The 820-nt window shown below is 62.1% G+C and carries 1 protein-coding gene; it reads right to left on the bottom strand.

The window, feature by feature from the left end; all coding sequences use genetic code 11:
- The coding region (locus KV557_RS41945; protein WP_218207382.1) for a transposase at nt 1–468 on the bottom strand (468 nt) is incomplete at its 3' end.
- Nucleotides 469–820: the final 352 nt, after the last annotated feature.

Here is an 820-nt window from a genome sequence, read left to right as displayed (position 1 = left end):
GACTACGGCGAGGATCAGCCCGATGGTGTCGGTGAGAATGCCGCGCTTGCGGCCGACGATCTTCTTCGCGGCGTCCGTTCCCTGGCTGGCCAGGGGCACGTTGGTGGAGGTCTTCACGCTCTGGGTGTCGATGACGGACGCGGTCGGTTCGACCTTGCGCCCTTCCTTCACACGGGCCAGGCCGGTTAGGTCGTAGTTGAGTTCCGCGAAGATTCCCTCGTCGCGCCAGGCCGCATAGTAGGCGTAGACGGTGCCGTGATTGGGGAAGTCGTGCGGGAGGTACTTCCAGGGGATTCCCGTGCGGTTGATGTAGAGGATCGCGTCGAACACGTCGCGCAGTTCGACCTGCGCCGGCTGGCCGGTGGGCCGCCGATCGAGCCGGGCTTTTCGCCAGGCCGTCAGTTTCGGCTCGATCAAGGCCCATCGGGCGTCGGACAGGTCGCTGGGGTACGGCTTCCGCTGGCTCACGGCACAGCGTCAGCACGGATGGGCCGGAGGATCCCGTTCCGCTGCTCTTTAGGCGGTTCTATGACTTTCTCAAACCAGACGGATTTCAAGGCGTAGGTGTGGGCGAGACGGACAGTCAATCTCGCAATCCAGGGGAGGACAATGCCACCTCGGCGGGCATATCGCCACAAAGAGGGGCGTGAGCAAAAGCCGCCTAACGGGCCAGAACTACATAAACGCCCTCTAAGTGGGCATTTTGATAGCGATCATCCACTATACGGCCTTCGTCCATGTCATGATTTGCCCCGATCTACGGAGAAGACGAGGTATGCCCTCACAGGGGCAGCGAAGGCCAGAGTCCGTCTCATCCGCT

The organism is Kitasatospora aureofaciens, from assembly GCF_019192735.1.
GTDB classification, from domain to species: domain Bacteria; phylum Actinomycetota; class Actinomycetes; order Streptomycetales; family Streptomycetaceae; genus Kitasatospora; species Kitasatospora aureofaciens_A.
Note: the sequence above shows the minus strand (reverse complement) of the source record. Positions and strands in the feature narration are given on the sequence as shown.